A 22,259-nucleotide genomic window follows, 5' to 3' on the forward strand; every position below is an offset into this window, starting at 1 on the left:
AGAATTATTTACTTACGTTTCTGTCATAGCCAGCCTGTTTGATTTGCAACCATTCCTGTAGCCCCAGACTGTCCAGCTCCTGCAAATATTCCGGCCACTCCTCCTCGACCTTGCCATTCTGGTACCATTCCGTACGTTTTCGGAGAACATAGGCAAATAGATCAGTTTCAATGGTCGATAAGCGGTCCAGCTCGTCTATGGAGAAAAACACTTTGGGATAATTATGATCCGCCTGCATATGGGGAACCATCACCTTTTTGAGCAAACCCAGTCTCCATGTGGCATCTTCCGGCTGCGTAGTGTATTTTCCGTAGTATTCATCCAATACAGCTAACGGTCCACCAATGTTCGTCTTTTGTCTGATTTCCACCGGAGCTGATCCTTCCAGCGGTAGATGCTTCAGCATTCCCTTTGCGGTATCATACTCAAAAATATTTTTCTGCTTGGTATCCCCGTAAGTTCCCCAATTGTTCTGTATGGACTGGATCGGATCATAGAGTTGGTCAATCCATTTAGCGGTAGCTTCCAACTTCTTATTGGTACTGGTGATCACCATGCGCCCCCGATCGAAGCCAATGCCATTCGACCGTGTGACATTTACATGTCCATCTGGACCAGCCAGTGGCGGCATGAGGTCATATTTTTTATTCGTGCCTGTAATATTCGCTTTATCCCATGTAAAGTACAGGCCATAGCGGTGATCCTTCCCTTTGGCCAGATATGTGTTCCAATCCTGCTGGGAAGACTCTATGTCCACCAGCCCTTCCTTGTATAAATCATGAATATATTTGACTGCTTCCTTATATCCGTTATCTGCTGCTGTAAAAACAACTTTCCCATCATTTGTCACTACTGTATGATCCCAGTTCTCTCCAAGACCAAAGGAACCGTATAAAAAGGCCAAGTCCTCGCCGCCAGGTTTATCTATAAACGATAACGGAATTTCGTCCGCCTGCCCGTTACCGTTGGGATCTTTTGTTTTAAAAGCAATCAAGACCTGCTTCAGCTCTTCGGTCGTTTTTGGCATGGACAACCCCAGCTTCTTCAACCACTCCACATTAATCCACGGCAAATCATCCACGGACTGGATTGCTTCTTTTCCCGTCCCCAATTCTTCAATCCACGGAAAAGAATAAATATGTCCATCTGGCGCGGTCAACATGGCTTTATATTCCGGCGATTGCTCCAGCACTTTTTTAAAATTCGGCATATGCTGTTCAATCAAATCCTCTACCGGAATAATGACGCCGTCTTTGGCCAGCTTAAGCAGATCATAGTCCGAGTAGCCCGCGTCGAACACTGCATCCGGAAGATCCCCGCTAGCAATAGCCAAATTTCTTTTTTCAACAAACTGATCACTGGTAAAGTTCTTCCAACGTATATGGATGCCCGTTTTTTCTTCCAGCCGTTTGTTAATCAGCTTGTCGTTCGGGTCTGCCGGAGCGAGTGGTGAGCTTTGAGTTAAAAAGTTAAGCGTCACTTTTCCATCCACATCTGTTGATTCGTTCTCATTAGAGGAACTGCTGCTGCCGCAGCCGGAAAGAACCAAGATCGCCGCCAATGCGGCAAATGAGGCAGTTTTGAGCATCTTCATCTGGATGACCTCCATGGAATAAAGTAAAGAAGCATGTAGCGTATGATAAGTGCAGCCCTGTTATTTTAAGGAGCCGACCATAACACCCTTCTCAAAGTATTTTTGGAAAAAAGGATACATTACCAGCAACGGTAGGCTTGAAATGACAATAGATGAATATTTGATCATTTCCGAAAGTCGTTTTAGCTCTGCCATTGCTAATTGATCACTAATCATGCCTGGCATCGTCTGATTCTGGATCAGGATAGATCTCAGTACCAATTGAAGCGGATGCAGTTGTGGATTATCCAAATAGATCATGGCGTCGAAATACGAATTCCACTGACCGACAAAGGCATATAGCGCAATCACAAAAATAATCGGTTTGGACAGTGGCAGCACAATTCTGAAAAATATCGTCCAGTCTGAAGCCCCGTCCACGTTGGCAGCTTCTTTTAATTCATTTGGAACACCCTTAAAGAAGGTTCGCGCCAAAATCAGATCCCACACGTTGATCGCACCGGGAAGGAGAATGGCCCATACGGTATCCAGCATCCCTAAATTTTTGACCAGCAGGTAGGTTGGAATCAGCCCTCCACTGAAAAACATGGTGATGATAAACAATGTCATGAAGAAATTCCGTCCCACCAGGCTGTTCACCGATAAGGCGTAGCCGGCGCAAATCGAAACCGTCACGGAGATCAGGGCAAAGCATGAAGAATAGAACACCGAATTGGCAAATCCACGGAGCATCGCCGGGTTGGACAAAATTTTCCGATAGCCCTCCACACTCCAATCCGAAATACGAAAAGATAGCCCTTTGCTTAACAAAATGGTCGGGTCCATAAACGAGGCAATGACGATATATCCCAAGGGAACTACGATAATCAAAACAGCCAGAGTGAGCACAATGTAATTCACACTTAGGATGAAGCGATCCAGATTGGAATGTTTGACTTGCATAAAGAGGCTCCTTTCCTAATAAAGCCCATCTCCCTCATTGAGCTTCTTGACGATAAAGTTAACGGTCAGCAGCAACACTACGTTGATCACGGAATTGAATAGCCCGACAGCCGCAGAATAGGCGTAATTGCCAGACTGCAAGCCGACTTTATACACATAAGTAGGAATAATTTCAGAAGTAGGCAAATTCATGGATGTCTGCATGAGATACGCTTTCTCAAATCCAATCGACATAATCCCTCCTGCTGCGAGAATAAAAACAATCGCCATAATCGGTTTAATCGTCGGTAAATCAATATGCCAAATGCGCTGGAGCAAATTAGCCCCGTCCAGACTTGCTGCATTATGCAGCTCAGGGTCCACATTCGCGAGCGCCGCTACATAAATGATCGAAGACCACCCCGCCCCCTGCCAAATTCCAGACAGGATATAAATCCAGCGGAAATATTCAGGCTCTGTCATAAAGATCACAGGGTTGCCGGTCACCGACGCAATGATTTGATTCAGCGGCCCCGTCGGAGACAAGAAAATAAACAACATCCCCACAATAACAACGACAGAGATAAAATTAGGTGCGTACAATACAAGCTGGATATTCTTTTTCAATCCCGCTTTGCGGATTTGGTTCAGCATGACCGCCAATAGGATCGGTACAGGGAAACCCAGCAAAAGACCATAGAAGCTCAGCTTCAGCGTATTGAAGAAAATATCCGTAAAATTTGGTGAGTTCAAAAATTTAGCAAAGTATTTCAGCCCGACCCAGTCGCTTCCCCAGATCCCTTTGAGTGGGCTAAAATCCTTGAACGCAATAATCGCCCCATACATCGGGACATATTTGAAAAGAATCGTAAGAATTAGTGCAGGTGCCAGCAGTACATAAAGAAAGTAGTTCTTGTGAATATAGTTTAATTTGCTGCCAATGGACCTTTGCTCCCCCAGTTTGGCATTCCTTTGAGCTACCTTAGCCAAGTTTGCCATTTGCATTCCCCCCATCTGTAATCAACGTCTGTACACCAAATGTGAAAAGGCTTACATTTTTCATCTTCAATTTACCAAATCGAAATATCATCCGTCAACAACTTTTGTAAAATAATTTATTTACATTTGACCAAAAATAATTGTTGTTAATCTACATTTTTGTAACAATAAATGATAATGGCCATAGCTCATACTCCAACTTTAAAAGTTAATCGTTGACAATGACTCTTTTCTCTTCATCGATACATAATTACAAAAGTAAAAATAATTTGGTCATTTGTAATGTTAACATTGCTATTTTATGCGAACTATTATACATTTAGGATACATTTTAGGTCTGAACGGAGAGCCGTATGAGGAAATTGCACCTCTCAGGCAATCCATTTATTAGTGAAGGTGGAACCCGTCTATGAAGAAAGAAAAAGTCACCATTCAAGACATTGCTGACGCTTTGGGAATCTCCCGTAATACCGCGTCCAAAGCAATTAACGGTAGTGATAGCATCCCGGTTGATACTCGGAACAAGGTCATTAAAAAAGCGATAGAACTTAAATATAAGCAATTTGCCTATGTGGAAACGGAGAGCATCATCCCGAAAAATCAAGGTAACATTGCCCTGTTCACATGCAATCTGCCAAACAGCTCACATTTTGGCTCCTTACTCATCAGTGGTTTGGAGAAAAGAATAAGCGCAGAAGGGTATAATCTGTCGATTCATATTGTGCGTGAAAATGAAATCCATGCAGGAACACTTCCTAACAATTTCGAAGCCTCCAAGGCGGATGGAATTATTTGTATTGAAATGTTTGATCCACAATATAGTGAGCTTATTACGGATTTGGGACTGCCCACGATCTTTATTGATTGTTCTGTGGACATTTTTTACCCTGATTTGAAAGCGGATTTATTGTTGATGGAAAATGAACATAGCGTTTATTCTGTCACCAAAAGTCTGATTCATCAGGGACTTACGCGGATCGGGTTTGTCGGGGATTATAAGCATTGCAAAAGCTTCAACGAGCGGTGGATTGGATATAACAGAGCTTTAATCGAAGCAGGTCTAAATGTGGATTTATCTTGCTGTATCGTCGATCAGGACCGAAATTTTTTCTCCGAATCGGATTGGATGGATAAACAACTGGAAAGCATGAGTGTGTTACCGTCTGCGTTCGTGTGCGCCAATGATTTTATTGCCGTCAGTGTCATGAAAGCGCTCAAAAATAAAAACTTGAAAATTCCTGACGACATTGCCGTGTTTGGGTTTGATAACGCTCCTGAATCCCGGATTGTGGAACCTCATTTATCCACTGTGCATATCTACAACAACGAAATGGGCATTACGGCGGCTGAGATGCTACTGGCGCGGGTCAAAGATCCCTCCCGACCTTATCAGATCACACATATTAGAACAGAGCCGATATTTAGAGAATCCACTCCGACATTGCGATAGATGGTGAGAGTAATAGAAGTGTTCTGGCGATGCTCCGCGAACGGAACGTTGCTCCAATCGCTGTTGTATCCAGAGTTTATTTAACGGCTTACCGGCCGTCTGGCACTCGCTGCATGTTGCAGTTCCGCCTGGAAATCTAGTGCGCCGTCGCTCTCTTCAGGTGGCTGGTTGGCCAAGTAGTCGGTCACGCTGAAGATAGAAGAGACAGTCGTTTACATGACTGTCTCTTTATTATATAAACATACAAGCGATTTTACAGTGAGAAGTTCACTGAAGTCGAACATCCTTAATCAGATGAAGTGAGTTTTGCAAACGTTGCCGTCTGAACTTTCCAATTAGTAGGATCTTCGATAGCGGGGCAAAACGTCTAATTTTGCCGAAAATATTGAAAAATTGCTTACTGGAATAATAAAAGACTTCCACGGTTCGTTCCTACTTTCTCCGTCCATGTTCAGGTCCCGTATACATCACGCCTTGAACAGATCCCGTTAACCTTCTACAAGCTATCCGTCCTGAGGTACTCCGCCACTGCCCTTAGTGCCGCACCCACTGCAGCAACCAAAGATCACTTGCAGCTCCTATTTTAGCTCCCGCTGCAACTATTGTAACGCAAACATCAAAATCTGAATTAGGATGACTGGCATAATACTGTAAAGCTAAGGCTGATAAGATCACACTTTATCAAAGTACCAGTGATGCGATGAGCAGCTTTCTCCCAATAATAGGTAATCTCTACAACACAACGAACAATCAATATATTGAAGTACGACATAATTTAGTTCTTCTAATTGATCAGAGCTTAATACAGGTTGGAGAACATCGTTTTGGGTAGTAAAAACTCATTAATGCGCTTGCGACGTTCTGGTAATATGAAAGCATTGTTCCATTTTTTTATTCATCCAAATAAACTGTCTGGGAAATTGTTCGGATTTTCGGAGTAAAACGAGCCAAATGCGTCAAAGAGATCCAGACAGATTTTTGAGTAAATACGAACAATTAAATTCAGGATTAATATGGAAATAAATAATATATTTAATACTATATTACTATTTTTTGTCGAAACACTATCATAAGTGGAATCTTTTAGTATAATAAGGTGGTAGTTTTATACAAATATAGGGAGGAATAATCAGTGAAGAAAAAACATTTAATTGCATCAGCCTTATCTTTAGGTTTGCTAGGAGGAGCTATTGCCGTGCCCAGTGCGATCTTTGCGGATTCAGATGCTGTAACTGATTCTGCAAATACATCCACTACTGCAACCCAAGATGCTGGTACAGCAACTACTAACGACCATGTCATAACTCCTCAGAGCGTGGGAAATTCCTTTAACTTTACTGTAGGGGGAAGTGCAACCGCACCAGGCAGCTTCGAGGTTCCTAAGGGCTTTGGGTATGTTAAATTGCGCATTAGAAACTATGCAAATGCCCCAGTTGATTTTACTGTAGAACACAATGATTCTGGTAAGGCGTATGTTGACGGCCAGACAATCAGTAAAAACAGTGAAACTGTTTGGAGAAGTGCTGATGCTATGCGTTCCGGACGATATACAATTCAGTTCCGTGGTGGTTCAAACAAAGTTAATGTGGAAGTATGGGGCGTAGCCGGTTCACTACCTTCGGACGCAAAATAATAGCTGATCAAAACAAAGAGAGCTTCAGACCTTCGTCGTCGGTCTGGAGCTTCTTTGTTTTATTTTTTAGGTCATATCGTAGTTTGAATAAACCTTTTATCATATCAGATGATACAAAAAATTAGCATTTATGTAAGAAAAAATTGACCACTGGACAGAAAATGACTATATTTGTATTAGATTGTTATAATTTCTGGAACTCACATCTTGGTGTACATACTCCATATTACGAAAAAAACTATGGGAGGAAGTTGGATGGAAGAAGTTTTGGAAGGGAAAGACGCTACTTATTTATTAACGGATCATCATAGATTGGATAAATGTATTGAATTACTTCATTTGCGGTTCTCTCAACATGCCTGGGAAGATATATTGGCCATAGCCGATCATTTGCACGGCCTTGCTGAGAAAATGTATAACGAAACGCAAGAAGCAAGCTTGCAAAAATTACCTTATCTCTTTAAGGCAGAACGGCCTTTGGTATTACGGGTTCAGCTATCTGGCCAAGGGAACGGCTCTTCAAAAACTCGGTTTGTACGATCAGGCCAGAGAGTATATTTTGAAGTATTCGGAATTGGGCTGGTTTTCGGGGTTGGACAAAATCGGCTGGGAAGAAGTCGATCGATTCAAATTTTTTGCTAAAGCAAATCTGTATACGAATGATTTGCTGTCTGGAAAATTGAGCGTGCTACCTGAGTATGTTCAATTTTTAGAAGATAATCCGGAAGAGTTATTGCCCGGACTCGTCACGATCATGGAGACAGCTTCGCTTCATTCGGTTAATATAGATGATCTACTTGAAAAATTCTCAGAAAAAATCGAGGATTTTGGAAATCTCGAAGATGCTACAAATAGAACTCACTATTTTAGATTCTTGTATCATCGGGCTATTTACTATGCTAAACATCAAAGGTATCAAGATTCTGTACAGCTTATTTTACTGTTTTTAACATCTTATAATATGATTAATGATGCGGACTTTAAAAAGTTTGTTGTACTATTTGAGGTTTATCGGCAGTATGCTTCAAATAAGCAAACAGAGCAGTATCAAAATCTTTGTAAGGAGCTGTTGAAGCATGAAGAAGGCGTTAGTATCTGTGATGGTGATATTCGCTCTCGTTAGTATTGTCCCCCTAAGTGGCTTTACCAGCAGCAACACAGGATCTTTTACAACTTTTTCACCAGATAATCACGGTTGGAACTAAATGTGATTTTCTGCTGTAATGAGAACCATCAGTGTTGGGGAAGTCCTCCTGACATTGATGGTTCTTTTATATTTGGGGTCATATGCGACCGCTGACGCTTTTTCGCAATCGTTCCGTCCTCTCCGCTGCTTTCAGCAGATCTACTATTTTAGAGGTGGTCTAAAACCAGAAATGCCTACCATGGATAGAGTCGTCTATACTAACTTGTGGATACAAAAAGGCAAGCCTCTAAATAATCCAGAGGCTTGCCATTTTTCTAAATCCATTAACTAACTTATACGTGGAAATAGAACCTTAGTCTTCAGCTAGTTGTTTATAAACTCTCTGCTGGAACTACAGGAACTACTGACTCTCCCTCTATTTCCTTCGCATCTATTTCCGCCCCATCATCGACTTTCGTTTCATCGATTTTAGTTTCATCTACCTCTGCTGCCTTTGCCTCATCCACCTCATCACTGTTGTCTTCCTCCATCAAGGCTTTTGGTGTGTAGAGCTTGGGGATCGGCACATTCGCCCAATCCATGTCGGATGCAAAGTAGAAGCTTGTGTAGGACGGCTGGTTATACCCGGTATTTTGACGCGCCACATCTGTGCGATACTGAGGATCATGCATCAACGTGTACAATTTATGTGTCGTAGGTTCGGTGCTCAGATAGATACGAATCGCCGAGCTATCCGCTGTGCGGACGAGCATTTCCTCCCGCCAATCTCCGAAAATGTCGGCTACCAGCGATGGAGTTCCTTTGGTATAGTTGTTCGTTTTGGTTCCAGTGGCGGTCAACAATGTTCCTCGTTTCCAATCTTCAATGGTTGGGGTTACATCAATTGCGCCGTTTACGATTTGTGTGGTCATATCGGCTGCCCATTTGATACTCATATTGGTACCCGGCATCTTCGTATCCAGCTGTTTACCCGCTGCGGTCCATAGGCCTATGGCCCAAGTCTCCAGACCTCGCTGATCCGGGTCTATGTCACCGACCATGCCCCGACCTGTATCCTTGCCGGAATATGCGCCGTAAATGATTTCACCCGTTTTGGCATCCCGCAAAGAATAGCCATATGGAGCGTAGGTGCCACCTTCATGTACCATAAAGATTTCTTTGCCGGGGCGATCCGGGTCAATATCGGTCACATGCAGCGCGTCACCGTGTCCCAATCTGGCGGTTTGACCCGGAGTTGCACTTTCAGGAGGCATGACATCGAATGAGCTGTACAACAGGCTGCCATCATGGTCAATCGTGGCGGAACCGTATACGATTTCGTCCTTGCCGTCACCGTCCACATCCACCACGCTCAAAGAATGCGCTCCCTGTGTGGTCAAGGTGCCAAATTTCGGGTCCGTTCCATCACGCCCGTGCGGACTATCGTTAAATGGATTGGTCATCGGTGTCCAGCCACTGTCCACCATCCAATGTTTTTGGAGATGGCGACCATCCCATGTGTAGGTGGCCAAAGTGGAACGCGTATAATAGCCGCGTGCAAATACGGCGTACGGCTTGCGTCCGTCCAGGTAAGCCACACCTGCCAGGAAGCGGTCTACACGGTTGGCGGGTTCAATTCGGGCCATGGCGTAGTCTCCCCACATGAGGCCATCGTCATGACGCTCCGGCTCATAGCGAATCGTCTCCAGCTCGGTACCTGTTTTTCCTTTAAAAATGGTCAAATACTCCGGTCCATCCACAATGAAACCTTCATATTCTCTCAGCTTGTTTTTGTCGCTCCGCGCAGGAGCATACACATCCATAAAGTAATCCGTCAGGCTTTCCGCATTCTTTCGGGATAACGGGTAGCTGTACTTTGGAGCAATACCAAAGCATTCCTCCAGCGTAGCAGGCCATTTTCCCTTGACCACTTCTTCATGCTTCGTCCAGTTCATGAACATGTTCACCACATGCTCATAATAATCCGAGCGACTCAAACGGTAATCATCCTCATGTGTAATCCCTGCTTTGCGATCCTCACGTGGCAGAGTAATATACTTTTCTTTTTTCGGCTTGCCCTTTTTGTCAAAAGAAATCGTTTTGGTCCCTGGAGCCGTTTTGAACATCAGCTCGGCTTTACCATCGCCGTCAAAATCGTACACCATCATCTGTGTATAATGCGCACCTGATCGAATATTCACGCCTAGGTCGATCCGGTACAGCAGCTTGCCTTCGGCCGTATATGCATCGACATACGTATTTCCGGTATACCCCTTCTGAGATACATCTTTGGAGTTCGACGGGTCCCATTTTACAAAAAATTCATATTGTCCGTCTCCATCCACATCCCCTACACTCATATCGTTGGCCGAATAAGTATAGGATTCACCTGCGGGTGTTACGCCATCGGCAGGCTTTTGGAGAGGAAGTTCATAGTAACCCTGTTGCCATGGCTTCACTTTGGCGCTACGATCCTTTTCCCGCCCATTAACGACTGAAGCTACTCTGTATACTGATTTTCCATTTCCCTCCTTATCCACATAGTTGGTACTGTCGGTCACTGTCGCGATCTTCTTACCGTCACGGTATACGTTAAAGTCCGCTCCTGTCAGCCCCGTTGATCCATAACCGTTCACTTCTTGAGCCAATAATCGCCAGCTTAAAAATACCCCCTCCTGCGTCACCGCAGCTACCAGTCCGCGGTCAAGCTTTTCCAACTGAATGCTGCCGCTACGGTTCTGTTCAACTGCGATTGCTGATTCCGCCTGCAGCGTCGGTTCGGATAAGTCTTCCGCAGCCACTCCTCCAGTCGTTCCTGTCATCGCCAGCATCGCTGCCAACGCGGCGGTCAAGCTTCCCTTTCGCCATGCGCCTTTCCCTTGAGCCATCCAGGTCGTCCTCCTCAATTGTATTGTGATGACAAGCTAATACCCGAAATGATTGCGCTTACATAAATTAATTCCCTATTATTATAGTTTTGCCGTTCCCCCAAACGCGTTTAAATATCCGAGGATTTCTCTACACAAAACCGTGTTGTTTACTCATTCCAAATAAAACAGCCCCCACCAAGGCTGTATGAAAACGGCATGTCGAGGGCTGAAGATAGGGTCTACATATTCGCATAAACGCAAAAGGAAATAAAAACGGACAGTAGATTGTTCCCATTGTCCGTTTTCGTATTTTTCGCGCTAACTATTGATAAGGATTCGTCTTGATTACTGCAAGTTAGTGAGGAACCAATGAACTAAAATCGTCCCGGCTGGACTGATCTGCATGATAAAATACTACATCCCCGTCCTGTAAATGAAAGGTATGCCCGTACGGGTCTTTTATCTCTCTGCGGTAACCCTCCAGTTGCCACTGGTTCAATAGTGGACCATTTATATACTGTAAATGCGGATGCTCAGCGTCCCCCTGACGGAGTGATTCCAAATTAAAGCGGACGACGATAAAGCCCGTTTTCTTGAATATATCTGTATGCTCGTTTAGCTCCTGACGGCGGCTGACCTCGCGCAAATCTGTGCCTTTGGTGACTGCGTACACATCAGCAGGCAGGCTATATTCACCATACCAACGCTGAATCGACGCATTAGCGCGATCAACGTTGACCCCATCCGGCAGGTCTGTCTTCGGACCAATCAAGGTACGCACAGCCGCAGGCAGCACCAGCCAGTCGTAACGTCCAATCCAGGTCTTGCTGCGTGCAATACGGTGAGCATACAGAGAAACATAACGTTCCAGCGTCAACTGGCTTTGCTGTGCTTCACTCAGCTCATGCTTGTATTGGTAGGCTGACGTGTCCTGCATTTCCTCCATCAGCACGTTGCGCAGCCGTTCATTTAAAATAACATATCGCTTTTCCCGGTCCTCCGCCGATCCCAAACGGATAAATTTCCGGCTACCGGAATGTGTATACAGATCCACCTCTCCTCGCTGTCGTCCATCTTTGCTCACCCAATAGAACGATGGCGTGATGCGAATACCGTCCTTGGCGCTAAACATATTGCCTTTGGTTTTGAGGTCAAACTTGAAATGATAGCCTGTCTTGACCGCCACATTTGCATAACCTTCATATGGGTGACTGCCAGGGCGAACGGGTAAGGTAAATGGCTCCGGGTTCCCTCTAGGCAACCCGTCTATATTGCCAAGCCCCGTCCAATAGGACAGGCCGCTATGCGTCGGGCTTCCCTTTCGTTGCCGAAACACCTGCTCCCAATGGTAATCGGCAATATCCGTGATATGAAAATCATACATCCGTCCGATGACTTCTATATTTACCACGTCATTGGCAACATGATGGGCGATATCCGTGTTGGCATGGCGCTGTTCGGTGAACCCGTCCGGTGCATTTTCAGCAATGGTACGGAACTCAACTGTATAGTTGCCTTCATCCACCCACACGGGAAGATAAAAGTCTGTGTCGAGCTGCATCACCGGAATGTCGATCCAGGTACCTCGTGGATAAAATTGTGTCTTCCCTTTGTCGTAGACATCGAACGGAAATCGCACCTGCTTGGTTCGTACATATTTGGCATACTCCCGATCACCATAGCCGGGAATGTTCAAATGTGGGCCTGCTGTCGAGATCGTCACCCGGAAAGGGCGCTCCAAAATAAGCGCGGATCGTCCTTTCGTAGGTTGGGTTTTCTGGTTATGAGCAGCATCGTCCGATACACTAGACAGATTCACTACGGGAGTGTGGACAGTCACCGTATTAATGCCCTGTATCGGGAACGTTTTATCCGCACCTCCATTGATATTTCCTTTGAGAATAGCGTAAGTGATGTCACCGCTGCTGGGCGTATTGGACTTATTTATCTTATACTTATCAATCACATGATCCGGACTGTACAGCACATCCGGCCCAATCGCTCCGGAAGAGGGAATAACACCTGGTTTAGGGCCATTCACCTTAACGCGCTCCGGATTCATAATGATTTTATTTTCAAAGGTCAGAGTATCGTTCTCCACTTCGATTTCCTTAACAGCCCCCTCTGCCTTGGATTTCAGTGCACTACGGTCATCAGGTACACTCGGCTTGCTGCTCCCACCATTTTTACTACGACTACCGCCATCCACTGTCCCGGGTGCAGGGGGCGGATAAAAATTGCCCTGAGTCGCTGCAATATAGGAAGGGGGGGTATAGGATTGCGGACGCAAAGTGATTGTTTCATTAGGTAACGCATAATTTCGGAGCGTAGCCTCCTTAATGCCGTACACCTCCAAATTATCTATCGTCCAATATGAGTATGGACGGACGATTTGGTAAGTATAGGTTCGCTTCACGGTCTCACTCCGCCGAGATTTTTTCTTAGGCCGCCAGGTCAATCGATATTCCCGTTTTACGTTCACTGTATATGTACACTGGCCTGTCATGTTCACAAACTTATGTTGAAAAAGGTATCTCTTCGCTTGCACATGACCGTATAGGCTTTCAGATGTAGGAATACCTTTGGATACGTCAAATCGTTCCCGACCACGCTGGTCCGCTTTGATAACGGCAGATACTGTCGGGTCCAGTTCGGCAGTTTCCAAACGCAGACCTGGAACGGGGCGGGAGCAGACAACACCTTTCGTTGGCTGTTCATTATCTTGGCAATCTGAGGGTACTCCCTCTTGGCTTTCTCCAGGCTTAGGACAGCCCTGAGCTTCTTTGTAATACAAATAAGCGGTAAACTGCTCAAAAGAACCGTCATAGGTAAATCCAGGTACAATCCCCGGCAAAATATCTCCGCTTGGCGGTTTACCTGTCGTGCTTTTCTTGTAACCCACATACTCATATTTCGGGTTGGTTGGGGGGGTAAAATCATACAGTTGATCAGATTTTAATTCATCTTCTATTGGTGTAAATACGTTGTTAAGAGATTTTCCGTCAGTGGTAAAATGTTTGACGATTAGGTTGCTCTCCAGTTCGATTTTGAACAGGATGGGTTGGTAGATGCGGTACGCTTTGACCTCTTTGGCGCAGTTCGGGCAGCTCTCTTCCTTGATATTTTTAGGTCGAGTTATCGCATCCAGTTTTATATTTACAGTGATTGGAATAATGGTTGTATCAGTTCCAACCCCCTTTATATGATAGGGAAGAATGTCGTCTTCCTTCGTACCATCACTTACATAATCTACATACTCAGTGTAATCATCAAACCGAGATTTTGAAAAATACTTTTTATAATCAGGATTATTTTTGTTGACCTCCGCTGCTGGATTATACAACTTTGCTTCAACGCTCTTAATCTTACGACCGGGGAAATTAAATTTGTATGTGAACTTCGCCTCACCGTGCATCCCTTTTCCTGGCTCTTTACCACCGTCGGTTACCCATTTACCAGCGGTGTTCATCCACATATCGAAGTACATCATCCCAACAAAATACCGGGCATTCTTGTCTGGATAGTAGGACAGCGGTGTGATTTCTTCTGAATCGGCTGCCACCTTATCGGTGGGAAAAGAAAAAGGTGAGAGCTGCAACAAAAGCAGTACCCCCACCAGCAATACGGCCAGAATTCGTTTCGTGTTTTTCATGTACTTAATTACCCTTCCACGGGTTGACCATCATTGGAATATAGCCATCGCCTTGCAAGCGAAATCCAATGTACTGAATGTCTGCCAGCTTGAAAGACTTATAATCTTTAATTCCTTGGAAAAGCTCATCAGCAGACGAATAGATCGGGTAATAAATCATTTTTGTACCATCACCGTTGTCCTGCGTCAACTCATCCAATGGAGGACGTAGACGTGCATCCTTGTTCTTGGTCAGGTAAAAAATACTGGCCCCTGTACTCGAACTTGTTTTTACTCTCATCCGCAGGTAAGGAACACCTTTAGGAGTTGTGTAAGGTTCAATCGAATAAATATCCCGAAGCAGCTTGATCGGTAGATCAGATCGTTTAAAAATAACCACTTTCTCGTATGTCGTACCATCAACAACGTTCTTCATGAGGTTGGGAATTGTACTAATCGCCTTCTTATACGGTTCAATGCTTACCTGTTCTCCCTTAGTCTCCAGCGCGGCAATTTCCTTCTTTCCAATCCATACCCAACGACTGACCTTATCCCACTCCACCGTTTGCCCCAGACCCTCACTCACCAACCGCAGCGGCACAAAAGTACGGTTTTGCTTCAAAATAATCTTTGTCTCATACGTTTTGGTCTGCCCATCCACGGTAGCGGTGTCTTGGCCCACTGTCATGTTAACAGCATGTGCATCATTTTTAATCGACACAGCCAATTGACCGCCTGTTTTCTCCCAGCCTACCTTAGCCCCTAGCGCTTCGGATACAAAACGAATCGGAACCATCACATAATCGTTACTATCCTGAAAAGGTTTAGCATCTGGAAACTGTATTTTTTTCGCGTTTAACAAAACTTCAATGGGTTTGGTGCTGCTTGCCGCCTCCGTCGTTGGAATCGTACTTGTCGCTCCCCATAGCAACGTGACTGCGGTCAAACTCAACATCCATTTTTTCATACTCATCTCTCTATCCCCTTTGTCAGCTTAAACTTTAAACTATGTATATCATCTCTAATCTCATAAACTTATCGCATCCCCACTTTCGGAAAATACTGGATACAACTTATACATTATAGGGTTTTCCTGTTACAAAATCTATAAGAAAAACTTCTAATACAAAGCAATCCAAACAAACAAATAGACTCTTTTGAGCAATCCCTCCCCCTAAATCATAGAAATGTCTCTTAAAAAAGTTATATTTCTAAAAATCTCAACAAAAAAGGGCTGCCTCTCCCCTATGAAGGAAGAAACAGCCCGTGTGCTTCACGTGCAACAAAACTATAAATATATCAGCTCATACCACCACATGGATTATTCCAGCATCATCCAATATTTCTTACATCATAAATCATACCGGACGAAAAATCAAACGTTACTTTTTCTCACGAAACATTCCAAAGATCATTCATGAATACCTGAACTTCCAGCTTGATAGAGTTGCTCATACACGTCCTTGTTGACCATCCTCAGCCCAAACAATCTGCGGATACGCTGCCCCGGCTTGGCCTTAAAGGTCACTGTCGCTTGATCCTTACCCTCCAGATATGCAGCCGGAATAGCGGCATTCACGTTGTAAAATTTATCGGCCTCATCAAAACCTTCACTAAAATGCTCAAGCGGATGACCGTTAATCAAAATATCAAAACCGCAGTTTGGCATTTCCAGCGTAGCCGTGTAGGTAATAACCAACAGCATCGGAGCAACCGGATTTGTCTTCAAATCGAAAGAAAACCAACCGTCAATTCCCGCATTCCGATAAGGTCGGTTATTCACATATCCGGTGCGAGTCGAGGCATCTCCCTGGAAGTTATGGTCCCGCTCCGGCTGCATTTCTCCGGGTTGGGCAAAATCAATCGTACACTGCTCCAGAATCGCCAGCTTTTCACGTGCCGCTGTGTATTCCTGTTCCGCCTCCTGCCACGCTTCCTTCGTAAAAATATCCCAGTATACGGAATACGTACGGTCATGCATTTTATACAGAGGAGACAATTCCACATCCCGGGGATGCCCTGCATTCAAGGTACGGAACGTATTGGTCTTGCCCTGCACGGGCTGTATCCAGGCATCTAGCTCCTCCGTTAGAGGGATGAATACGGGTGTGTACAGAAACTCCTTGGCTTTAGGATCTTCTAAGGGTCCCAAATCGCCTGCCAGCACTAGCGGTCCATACATGACAGCCGCCCGATCCGGGTTATCCGGCATCTGCTCCAGTCTCAGCGACATCGGAATCGTCACCTCTACAGCATCCCCGTCAATCCACGTTCTGGCGATAGAGACAAAGCTGCCCGGTTCCGATACAACTGATTGTTCCTTGCCATTTACACGAATGGTAATTCCTTTTTCAGCCCAATATGGATAGCGGATGAGTAGCATAAATGGAGCTGGTTGATCGCATTGAATCTCCAGCGTCGTATGATCCGTATCTGGATAGGAAGTGTTTTGTTTTATTGTAACGCCTCTGTCCTTCCATTCCAGCGTGGAGGCAATGAACTGATTGACATACAACTTATCGTGATCGTGAAAATAAATACCGCTGCCGTAGCTCGCATGGTTTTCCATCCCTGTGCCGACACAGCACGTAAAATCATCAAATTTGCTTTCAAAATGCTTATGCCCACCCATCGCCAGCGACAGAAAATACGTTACGCCCCCATGAACCGGGTCCTGCGAAGCCAAAATATGATTGAATAGGCCTCGCTCATAAAAGTCTGCTTCCTTGGCGGAAACATTCCATTGAAACAGATGATTGGTCAGCTTAAGCATATTATAGGTGTTGCACGTCTCCGTCGTATGAGGCCCGATGCGATCGTTCAAGCCATCTGGCGCTCCAAAATATTCTCCAAAGCTATTCCCGCCAATGACATACGAATGATGATACACCACCCGCTCCCAAAAAAACTCCACCGTTGCCCGGCGTTTCGTATCATTCGTCAGCTCATATTCTTTGGCAAGCCCAATCAGCTTCGGAATCTGTGTGTTGGCGTGAATGCCCTGTAAACAATCCTCCTGTGAGCTAAGCGGGTCGAGCACTAGCTTGTGCCAGAAGCATTCAGCCAGCCGCAAGTAGCGCTCTTCCCCGGTATCCGCATACAAATCCGCCAATACCTCATTCATGCCTCCATATTCGCAAAACATCATCTGCTGCATCTGCTCATCGCTCATCGGCTGCAAAATTCCTTCGAGCCAGTCCGCCAGTTTGCGCTCTACACCTAATGCCTTGTCACAGCCTGTCAAGTGATACGCATCACGCAGACCAGCGAACAACTTGTGTAGTGTATACAAAGGAGCCCAGGCGCCGTTCAGGTCAAAGCCCTTCGAACGAATATTTCCAGCAGACACCTCTTCAAAAAGTTCCTTTCCCCCTGGAATACCGGATACATATCCGTCACCATGCGCCGCCTGGCAAACATCCAGTTCATCCGTAATGTAATGTGCAATTTCCTTAAAACGCTCATCGCCTGTTGAAGCATACATCATGGAGCAAGCGGACAAATAATGTCCCAGCGTATGACCGGAAATAGTCATCGCTTCCCAGCCTTCATATTGAGGCGCTTTGGGCGGAAGCCCGGCATATTCCCGAAAACGCGCCAGCAGACGATCAGGCTCAAGCTCCAACAGATAAGATCGGTTCAGCTCCATCGCCTGTTTGAAGGGACCTTCAGCCAATACCACCTCGTTCAGTGCGAACGGCCTTGCTTTCATATGAGCTTTTGCTTTAAGAGTCACTTTCCGTTCCTCCTTTAAGGCGAATTTAGGATAAAAAACATATCAAACACAACGAGCCGTTACGCGCCACTGCCAGAGGTTTGCCCCCACTGCTGGTACAGCTGCGTTCTCGCCTCTGTAATGCCGGGATGAAACTGAATCAGCGCATGCTTACGTGCAAAATGGACCTCACGGATCGCCTCCTGTACCCGCTGTTCCCCGCCTGCTCCGCCGAGTCCAGCGGCATGGAGCATGGAAGCGGCGGCTAATCGACCTTGGGCCATCGCGACCAACCCGCTTTCGATGCCGGTAATATTGCCGGCAACGTACAGCCCTTTGAGCGAGGTTTCCATTCGCTCACCATGCATTGGAACATGCCCGCCTAGCTCAGGGCTGTACACGAATTTGCATCCGGCTACCGCCGCCAGCTCAGCGAGCGGGTACAAGCCGCCACTCAGCGCCACGAAGTCGGCGGGTTCGACGCGCTCGCTGCCGGGAATAGGCGAGCCGTCCGGTTTGACGTGGACCAGGGTCACGGATTCGACCCGGTCCTGCCCGTTGACGGACAGCACCGCCGTCCGCAAACGGATCGGGATATCCCACAGACGGAAGCCTCTGTGGGGATAGCAGCACGCGATGAGTTGCTCCATCCGCATCGCAGCTGCCAGCCTGCCGCCTGCACGCATCCAAGCGGCAGGAGCTAGCCCCGACAGCTGAAGCAGCAGCTTCGCGGAGGCTGTCGGATCTGCCGCCGCACCAGCCAGCGGATTAGCGCACGGCAGTGTAATCGCCGCCACCTTCACTCCGGCGACAGACAGCTCGCGGGCAATCGCCATCGACAATACATTCATGCCTACGATGATGCCGCGTTCTCCCGGCTTGACGTAATGAACGTTGGTCATCACCTGCGCGGCCCCGATAGACATTACGCCCGGCAGCGTCCAGCCATCCAGCGGAACGGGAATTTCGGCAGCTCCAGTCGCCAGCAATACGTAATCCGCAGTGAACAAGCCACAGGAAGTGGAAATTTCCCACGTCGTCGTATATTCCATACCATGCACGGATACACCGCAGCGAATGTCCACCCCAAGCTCCCTGCAACGGATAATCAGCTCATCCGAAACGTGTTTTCCAACCCACCAGCCTTGACTGCCTTCCTCATGATATTGCCCGGGCATGCGTCCACCCGGCTCTGTAAACTCATCCAGTACCGTGACTGGCAATCCTTGCTCAGCAGCCGATACCGCTGCGGACAATCCGGCGGGACCCGCCCCAATGACGATAAGATGCGCCATTTCATTCATGTCACAATTCTCCCTGTGATTTCATTCGAAAGCTGCCGCCCGGTTTCCACCACCATACCTTCCTCCAGCTTGGTCAGGCAGGAACGGACGGTCCCCAACGGATGAACCGTCAGGCGGCATTCGTTACAATGCCCAATGGCGCAGTATACACCTCTGGCCGTACCGGATTCCTCATGCCTTCTCAGCAAACGGACGCCGCTAGCCAGCAGCGCTGCTGCCAATGGTTCTCCAGCCAATCCCTGCATGGGACGACCGTCAAAAAAGAAAGATACCTGCCGTTGATCCGGCTTTGGTCCCAAAATAGGATGATTTACAATACGCATGCGGCTCATAAGGAACCTCCTTCTGCCAGCTGCCCGAACGTTACGGGACGCACTGGTGGCCTTTGCGATAACAGCTCCGCCTCCCGGCGGGCAGCAGGAACCTGATTGTAAAACCATGACTCCACCAATTGTCGGCATACCCTACCCTGACAGGCCCCCATCGTCACCCGCGTAGCCATTTTAAGCTGGCGCACGGTGTCCATACCCATGCGGCAAGCCTGCTCCATCTGTGCGATACTCACTTCTTCACAGCGACATATGAGCAAATGACCTGATGGGCACCCGATCGTCTCACTTCGTCCCGTCACCCGCTTACTCATAGCTGATCGCGCAGGTTTTAATCGCTGAATAAAAATCCAGCGCCGCCTGGCCCTGTTCCCGGGTATGTGAGCTGGATTGCCTCAGACCGCCAAACGGAGCCTGGTATTCAACACCAGCCGTCTCCTGATTAACCCGAACCATACCGGCGTTCGCCTGATCCAGAAACCGATGAGCCAACCGCAAATCGCGGGTGAATAGAGAGGCGCTCAATCCATAAATAGAATCATTGCACAGTCGAATCGCATCCTCGAAGTCGTTCGCCTGCACGACCCCCAATACAGGTCCAAAAATCTCCTCCTGAATCAACGGATGGGACGAATTGAGTCCAGTCGCCACCAGTGGACGCACATAATACCCGTTCTCTGTCCCCGCGGTGGCTCCACCTTCGGCCAAAATCTCGGCTTCCCGGCGGGCCAGCGATATATAGGACATGACCTTCTCGTATTGACCTGCGGATGCCACAGGTCCAAGATACGCACCGGGGTCAAGCGCCGGAGCAATCTGTATTTGTTCCACCGCTTGGCGTAAGGCTTCCGTGAACGTCTCATAGACAGACTGTTCCACGATCACCCGACTAGTGGCCGTGCATTTTTGCCCGGCTGAACGGAAAGCTCCGCTGACGATCATCGCCACCGCCTGTGCTACATCCGCGTCTTTCAGCACAATGGCGGCATTTTTACCGCCCATCTCGGTCTGGTACTTCATGTTACGGCGTGCGCATCGCTCGGCAATGCCCAAACCTGTAGCGGTAGAACCCGTGAAGCTGACCGCATCCAGTACCGGATGCTCCAATAAGGCATCGCCAATACGGTTACCCTGCCCAATGACTAAGTTCAGTACGCCGGGTGGAAGCTGCACCGCCTCGAATAGCTCGGCGACCCGTACTGCAGTTAACGAAGCATGTTCGGCAGGCTTCCAGATGACCGTGTTTCCGCACAAGAGTGCAGGGGCGATTTTCCATAGCGGAATAGCTACCGGAAAATTCCACGGCGTAATGACAGCCGTTACACCCAGCGGAATGCGCTTCGTGTATTGGAGCACTCCCGGCTCATTCGAAGGAATGACTGTACCGATGGAACGTACGCCCTCTGCCGCATAGTACCGAAGCAGATGGACACCTCGCATGACCTCTCCGCGCATCTCGGTAATCGGCTTACCCATCTCACGGCTGGCCAGCTCAGCCAATTCAGGTAATGCTGCCTCTAGTAACCCGGCTGCTTTGAACAGATAAACTCCCCGCGCTGCAGGACTTAAAGCGGCCCAGCCCGCCTGAGCCAGCCGTGCCGCATCCCCGGCCTGTGTAATATCGCCCGTTTCTGAAAAATGGACGACTCCCACCTCCTCCTTCAAGGCCGAAGGATTGTGAACCACCATTTCCTCGCCGGAAGGGCTCAGCCACTCACCGCCGATCCAATTTCGGCTCTCCATCGTCTTCACCTCCATTCAGGATGATACTTCGCTTGGACGAATCGCCACCTCAAAAGCTTCGCGAATGCGGTCATAATCCGCCTGCGGCAGCGCAAGTCTGGGCGGACGTGTCGGACCGACCGGAAATCCAGCCAGCTCCATCATATATTTGATGGACTGCACCAATTGCGGGCTGGCATCATAGTGGAACAGTGGCAGCAGCCTGCGATACAACGCGGACGCTTCTGCCATATTTCCCGCCTGTGCAAGTCGGAACAGCTCTACCCCTTCCTTGGGCAGCGCATTAGGCACCCCCGAAATCCAGCCTGTCGCGCCGAATAATGCCCCCTCCATCGCCAGATTATCTACTCCGACCATGACCTCCAGCTCTGTCTGATCCAAAATAGCGTGAATACGCCGTACATCACCGGAAAATTCCTTGACTGCTACGATATTTTCAATTCGCGACAAGTCCGCAAGAATATCTGGAGTCAAGTCAACCTTGTAATCATGGGGGTTGTTATACGCAATGATCGGCAAACCTACCTCCGACAATGCTTCATAATGGGCCGTTACCTCGTGAGGCAGTGGATTGTAATTAATGGGCGGCAGTGCCATGACACCCGCAGCCCCAACATCCTTCGCATGCTGAATCCAATGCACCGCCTGTTTGGTGGACGGAGCCGCCGAGCCGACAACAACCGGGACACGCCCTGCCGCAGCGTCAATTACGGTATGCACAACCTGCGACCGTTCCTCCGGGGACAAAGCTGCATATTCTCCCAGCGATCCCGTAGGAACCAGTCCGCTAATGCCGCTTGCAATCAGATGCTCGCACAGCTCGGTCAGACGCTTATAGTCTACCTCCAGCTCTGCCGTGAACGGTGTCACTAAGGCCACATATACACCTTCAAAACGTGCCATATGCTTACCAACCCTTCCCATCTTTATTTTCATTTCAGTAT

General features: G+C 47.3%; 16 protein-coding genes. 4 read left to right on the forward strand and 12 right to left on the reverse strand.

The window, feature by feature from the left end:
- Positions 1-4: 4 nt before the first annotated feature.
- From AC5ELV_RS17005 to AC5ELV_RS17015, 3 genes are read right to left on the reverse strand one after another with little or no spacing between them, the layout of a single operon-like run.
- The gene (locus AC5ELV_RS17005) at positions 5-1,594 is read right to left on the reverse strand and encodes an ABC transporter substrate-binding protein (protein ID WP_493431108.1); all 1,590 of its coding nucleotides are present in this window, start codon (positions 1,592-1,594) and stop codon (positions 5-7) included.
- Between the two features lie 60 nt (positions 1,595-1,654).
- Positions 1,655-2,536, reverse strand: a complete 882-nt coding sequence (locus tag AC5ELV_RS17010) for a carbohydrate ABC transporter permease (RefSeq protein WP_493431109.1) — start codon at positions 2,534-2,536, stop codon at positions 1,655-1,657.
- 15 nt (positions 2,537-2,551) lie between these two features.
- Positions 2,552-3,514, reverse strand: a complete 963-nt coding sequence (locus tag AC5ELV_RS17015; RefSeq protein ID WP_493431110.1) for an ABC transporter permease — start codon at positions 3,512-3,514, stop codon at positions 2,552-2,554.
- Positions 3,515-3,923: 409 nt separating this feature from the next.
- On the opposite strand from AC5ELV_RS17015, the gene AC5ELV_RS17020 reads away from it, so the two are divergent.
- From AC5ELV_RS17020 to AC5ELV_RS17035, 4 genes are all read left to right on the forward strand, one after another.
- Positions 3,924-4,964: a substrate-binding domain-containing protein gene (locus AC5ELV_RS17020; RefSeq protein ID WP_493431111.1), complete on the forward strand. Its 1,041-nt coding sequence runs from the start codon at positions 3,924-3,926 to the stop codon at positions 4,962-4,964.
- A 1,132-nt stretch (positions 4,965-6,096) separates the two neighbouring features.
- Complete coding sequence (locus tag AC5ELV_RS17025; RefSeq protein WP_493431112.1) at positions 6,097-6,597, forward strand: hypothetical protein; 501 nt, start codon at positions 6,097-6,099, stop codon at positions 6,595-6,597.
- Between the two features lie 255 nt (positions 6,598-6,852).
- Positions 6,853-7,239, forward strand: coding sequence for a hypothetical protein (locus AC5ELV_RS17030; protein ID WP_493431113.1), 387 nt, complete (start codon positions 6,853-6,855; stop codon positions 7,237-7,239).
- Positions 7,190-7,720, forward strand: a complete 531-nt coding sequence (locus tag AC5ELV_RS17035) for a hypothetical protein (protein ID WP_493431114.1) — start codon at positions 7,190-7,192, stop codon at positions 7,718-7,720. The genes AC5ELV_RS17030 and AC5ELV_RS17035 overlap by 50 nt, the downstream gene beginning before the upstream one ends.
- A 395-nt stretch (positions 7,721-8,115) precedes the next feature.
- Here the strand turns inward: AC5ELV_RS17035 and AC5ELV_RS17040 are convergent, their stop codons facing one another.
- The 9 genes from AC5ELV_RS17040 to AC5ELV_RS17080 form a co-directional block, all read right to left on the reverse strand.
- On the reverse strand, positions 8,116-10,611 hold the full coding sequence (locus AC5ELV_RS17040; protein ID WP_493431115.1) for a rhamnogalacturonan lyase: 2,496 nt from the start codon (positions 10,609-10,611) through the stop codon (positions 8,116-8,118).
- A gap of 337 nt (positions 10,612-10,948) precedes the next feature.
- Complete coding sequence (locus tag AC5ELV_RS17045; protein ID WP_493431116.1) at positions 10,949-14,245, reverse strand: DUF5704 domain-containing protein; 3,297 nt, start codon at positions 14,243-14,245, stop codon at positions 10,949-10,951.
- Between the two features lie 4 nt (positions 14,246-14,249).
- On the reverse strand, positions 14,250-15,197 hold the full coding sequence (locus tag AC5ELV_RS17050; RefSeq protein ID WP_493431117.1) for a copper amine oxidase N-terminal domain-containing protein: 948 nt from the start codon (positions 15,195-15,197) through the stop codon (positions 14,250-14,252).
- Positions 15,198-15,635: 438 nt separating this feature from the next.
- Positions 15,636-17,936 carry a glycoside hydrolase family 127 protein gene (locus AC5ELV_RS17055; protein WP_493431142.1) on the reverse strand — a complete coding sequence of 767 codons (2,301 nt, stop codon included), beginning with the start codon at positions 17,934-17,936 and terminating at the stop codon, positions 15,636-15,638.
- A gap of 83 nt (positions 17,937-18,019) precedes the next feature.
- Positions 18,020-19,243, reverse strand: coding sequence for an NAD(P)/FAD-dependent oxidoreductase (locus AC5ELV_RS17060; protein ID WP_493431118.1), 1,224 nt, complete (start codon positions 19,241-19,243; stop codon positions 18,020-18,022).
- Entirely contained in the window at positions 19,240-19,575 is a 336-nt protein-coding gene (locus AC5ELV_RS17065) for a (2Fe-2S)-binding protein (RefSeq protein WP_493431119.1), read from the reverse strand. Before AC5ELV_RS17065 ends, AC5ELV_RS17060 begins: the two co-directional genes overlap by 4 nt.
- The gene (locus AC5ELV_RS17070; protein ID WP_493431120.1) at positions 19,572-19,886 is read right to left on the reverse strand and encodes a (2Fe-2S)-binding protein; all 315 of its coding nucleotides are present in this window, start codon (positions 19,884-19,886) and stop codon (positions 19,572-19,574) included. The genes AC5ELV_RS17065 and AC5ELV_RS17070 overlap by 4 nt, the downstream gene beginning before the upstream one ends.
- The gene (locus tag AC5ELV_RS17075) at positions 19,879-21,315 is read right to left on the reverse strand and encodes an aldehyde dehydrogenase family protein (RefSeq protein WP_493431121.1); all 1,437 of its coding nucleotides are present in this window, start codon (positions 21,313-21,315) and stop codon (positions 19,879-19,881) included. Before AC5ELV_RS17075 ends, AC5ELV_RS17070 begins: the two co-directional genes overlap by 8 nt.
- 15 nt (positions 21,316-21,330) lie before the next feature.
- Positions 21,331-22,218 (reverse strand): dihydrodipicolinate synthase family protein, encoded by an 888-nt coding sequence (locus tag AC5ELV_RS17080; protein ID WP_493431122.1) that lies wholly within the window; start codon positions 22,216-22,218, stop codon positions 21,331-21,333.
- Positions 22,219-22,259: the final 41 nt, after the last annotated feature.

This window comes from Paenibacillus sp. NMA1017 (genome assembly GCF_058895805.1).

Bases quoted from the DNA above. Each gene is read 5' to 3' on its own strand.
- AC5ELV_RS17050 (WP_493431117.1), bottom strand. From the start codon at position 15,197: ATGAGTATGAAAAAATGGATGTTGAGTTTGACCGCAGTCACGTTGCTA.
- AC5ELV_RS17060 (WP_493431118.1), bottom strand. From the start codon at position 19,243: ATGAATGAAATGGCGCATCTTATCGTCATTGGGGCGGGTCCCGCCGGA.
- AC5ELV_RS17040 (WP_493431115.1), bottom strand. From the start codon at position 10,611: ATGGCTCAAGGGAAAGGCGCATGGCGAAAGGGAAGCTTGACCGCCGCG.
- AC5ELV_RS17005 (WP_493431108.1), bottom strand. From the start codon at position 1,594: ATGAAGATGCTCAAAACTGCCTCATTTGCCGCATTGGCGGCGATCTTG.
- AC5ELV_RS17075 (WP_493431121.1), bottom strand. From the start codon at position 21,315: ATGGAGAGCCGAAATTGGATCGGCGGTGAGTGGCTGAGCCCTTCCGGC.
- AC5ELV_RS17045 (WP_493431116.1), bottom strand. From the start codon at position 14,245: ATGAAAAACACGAAACGAATTCTGGCCGTATTGCTGGTGGGGGTACTG.
- AC5ELV_RS17020 (WP_493431111.1), top strand. From the start codon at position 3,924: ATGAAGAAAGAAAAAGTCACCATTCAAGACATTGCTGACGCTTTGGGA.
- AC5ELV_RS17070 (WP_493431120.1), bottom strand. From the start codon at position 19,886: ATGAGTAAGCGGGTGACGGGACGAAGTGAGACGATCGGGTGCCCATCA.
- AC5ELV_RS17015 (WP_493431110.1), bottom strand. From the start codon at position 3,514: ATGGCAAACTTGGCTAAGGTAGCTCAAAGGAATGCCAAACTGGGGGAG.
- AC5ELV_RS17010 (WP_493431109.1), bottom strand. From the start codon at position 2,536: ATGCAAGTCAAACATTCCAATCTGGATCGCTTCATCCTAAGTGTGAAT.
- AC5ELV_RS17080 (WP_493431122.1), bottom strand. From the start codon at position 22,218: ATGGCACGTTTTGAAGGTGTATATGTGGCCTTAGTGACACCGTTCACG.
- AC5ELV_RS17055 (WP_493431142.1), bottom strand. From the start codon at position 17,936: ATGAAAGCAAGGCCGTTCGCACTGAACGAGGTGGTATTGGCTGAAGGT.
- AC5ELV_RS17030 (WP_493431113.1), top strand. From the start codon at position 6,853: ATGGAAGAAGTTTTGGAAGGGAAAGACGCTACTTATTTATTAACGGAT.
- AC5ELV_RS17065 (WP_493431119.1), bottom strand. From the start codon at position 19,575: ATGAGCCGCATGCGTATTGTAAATCATCCTATTTTGGGACCAAAGCCG.